Annotated in this window: 2 protein-coding genes; one reads left to right on the forward strand and one right to left on the reverse strand. The window is 54.3% G+C overall.

The annotated features are described in order from the left end of the window. Nucleotides 1-269 precede the first annotated feature (269 nt). Complete coding sequence (locus NOV65_RS15335) at nt 270-767, reverse strand: DUF2059 domain-containing protein (RefSeq protein ID WP_257307597.1); 498 nt, start codon at nt 765-767, stop codon at nt 270-272. Nucleotides 768-930: 163 nt separating this feature from the next. On the opposite strand from NOV65_RS15335, the gene NOV65_RS15340 reads away from it, so the two are divergent. Continuing rightward, a complete protein-coding gene (locus NOV65_RS15340) occupies nt 931-1,176 on the forward strand; it encodes a hypothetical protein (protein WP_257307599.1) in 246 nt (81 codons plus the stop codon). Nucleotides 1,177-1,949 lie beyond the last annotated feature (773 nt).

Here is a 1,949-nt window from a genome sequence, read left to right on the forward strand (position 1 = left end):
GCGAGAGGAGCCCAAAATAGGTGAGCGGCCAAGAGAATATCCAAGCAACGACAAGACCGAACTTCGATCGTTGAGTGTTGCCGGAGTACTCGAAGTTCATGGCCATTTCGGTAGCGCCTAACGAATGAAGCTAACCGGCCCCGCCTGTACCGAGGCGCTGAACGGAGCCGAGGAAGCGAAATGTTGAGAGAGAGCGGGAGGCAATGCAGGCGGGGTCCGAGTTGAGCGGAGGGTTAGGAGGCAGCCTACAGCCGATGGTGCTTGGAGACTCATTGCCCTTCTCGTTTAGGGATAGAAGGGGGACCGCCGCCGGACGGATTTTTGTAGTCGCCCACATGAGACTCGGCGACCTTTCGAATAGCTTCGCGGACTGCCTTCTGTTGGGAATGATCAATCCGCATGTATTTTTGACCCACAGCCGATCGATAGAATTTGGCTAATTCTTGAAGTTCTGATTCGCTGTAATCCTTCATCAAAATTTGAACGGTTCGGTTTTCAAATTCTTTGTCTGCGTAGACAGTGTCAATCCAACGAAGAAACTCCTTCTTTCGAGCTTCGAAGTCTGGACCCCGCTTCTCACTCTCATTCCAGGATGTTTCCGCAGCTTCAAGGAAGAAGGGTGAACGATAGAGAAGGTGAAATACCTCGGTGGCGGCGATGGCATGAGCATTCGTTGGCACATGCGCCTTCTTGCACCCAACAGGCGAGAGGCAGATGCAGAGGGTGAGAACCAAGCACTGGGGGCCGATTTTTAGGGCTGTGCTCATGGATGCACTGCCTCCTAACGAATGAAGCTAACCGGCCCCGCCTGCACCGAGGCGATGAGCGGAGCCGAGGAAGCGAGAAGTTGAGAGAGAACGGAAGGCAATGCAGGCGGGGTCCGAGTTGAGCGGAGGGTTAGGGCTGCTTGGACCAAAATTCAATCCAGGTATGAGAAACATCATCGAAGGGCTTGTTCATTCCAAGATTCGGGGTGTTGAATTTGATCGATATCCCGCGCTTGGTGCAATGAAGGCCATCAATTTTTCTGATCTCGGACCAATGAGTGATGACATAGTCCGAACAGCTGTAGATCTTCGTGCCACCATCGGTCAAGAAACCGATTTGACAGAAAATGGGCTCTTGATTGGACGTAATCAGGTCGATGTCATTCTGGGCTCGGATGAACATCGCTAGCTTTTCTTTCGGGATGTTCTTCCTGGCGTCATCAGTCAATAAGAACAAGGGAGAAGATACATTCGGCTTTCTTCGACCGAAGGCTTCGAAAATGTCCTTGGATTCGTACACGTAGGTAGTAGTCGGGCTTTTACAGGCGAGAAGGGTGAATCCGAGAGTGAGCCAGGCCAGTGCTATTGATGCTGGTGATCTCATGGTGAGCAGCCCTAACGAATGAAGCTAACCGGCCCCGCTTGCGCCGCGACGACGAGCGGAGCCGAGGAAGCGGGATGCTGAGAGAGAGCGGAAGGCAATGCAGGCGGGGTCCGAGTTGAGCGCAAGGTTAGGCCGAGCCCTAAGCATTGGCACAGCGAGCGCCCGGCGCGCCTAGATTTGAGCCTGCTTGAGCGAGAGCGAAGGTTCATGCCGACGAGCCCAAAAGGAGAACACCGGAGTTATCGCGTGAACGTGAAGGCCGAACTGGCGAAGTGACCTCGATGATGGCAGAAATCCATGGGCCGACGGTTGATGAGTAAGCGATAACCCTATTCCTTGAACGCTGAAGACTGAGACCTGGTGAGGCTTTGCCATGAATTCGCGAACCAACGGTTGAACCCGCCGAACCCCGCGCTCACCCAGCAGACAGAAATAGACAGGCGAACGAGGGCTAACGAATGAAGCTAACCGGCCCCGCCTGCACCGAGGCGCTGAGCGGAGCCGAGAAAGCGGAACGAAGAGAAAGAGCGGAAAGCAATGCAGGCGGGGTCCGAGTTGAGCGGAGGGTTAGACGCGAT

Origin of the sequence: Geothrix campi (genome assembly GCF_024609265.1) — a bacterium.
GTDB classification, from domain to species: Bacteria; Acidobacteriota; Holophagae; order Holophagales; family Holophagaceae; genus Geothrix; species Geothrix campi.

Bases quoted from the DNA above. Each gene is read 5' to 3' on its own strand.
- NOV65_RS15335 (WP_257307597.1), bottom strand. From the start codon at position 767: ATGAGCACAGCCCTAAAAATCGGCCCCCAGTGCTTGGTTCTCACCCTC.
- NOV65_RS15340 (WP_257307599.1), top strand. From the start codon at position 931: ATGAGAAACATCATCGAAGGGCTTGTTCATTCCAAGATTCGGGGTGTT.